General features: G+C 51.3%; 1 protein-coding gene. It reads left to right on the top strand.

Features of this window, described 5'->3' with window-relative positions; translation table 11 throughout:
• A partial coding sequence (locus tag ACT4_RS15205; RefSeq protein ID WP_007483631.1) for an Ig-like domain-containing protein occupies positions 1-425 on the top strand: 425 nt, incomplete at both ends.

The raw sequence follows: 425 nt of genomic DNA, 5'->3' as shown, positions 1-425 counted from the left end.
AACCAACAATGGCGATGGCACATGGACATTGGCGGATAACACCTTACCAAGCTTAGCGGAAGGCACGTATCCAATCACGGTAACGGCAACCGACCCAGCGGGCAATGTGGGCACAGACACTGGCAGCTTAACGGTTGACTTGACTCCACCAGACCCAACCGCAACGGTATTTAGCATTGACGATATCACTGCGGACAACGTACTCAATGAAACCGAGTCTCTGTCGAGCAATGTGACCTTAACCGGTGTGTTGACGGGTATCCCAGCTGATGCAACCAGCACAGTGGTGACGGTGAGTGTCAATGGTACCGACTACACAGCAACCGTTGATACCGTTGCAGGTACCTGGAGTGTTGATGTTGCAGGTAGCGACTTACTCAACGATCCAGACTTAACCGTTGATGCCAATGTGACCTTTATGGATA

It is taken from the genome of Acinetobacter sp. NBRC 100985 (assembly GCF_000241225.1).
GTDB classification, from domain to species: Bacteria; Pseudomonadota; Gammaproteobacteria; order Pseudomonadales; family Moraxellaceae; genus Acinetobacter; species Acinetobacter venetianus.
This window is presented reverse-complemented; position numbering and strand designations above follow the sequence as displayed.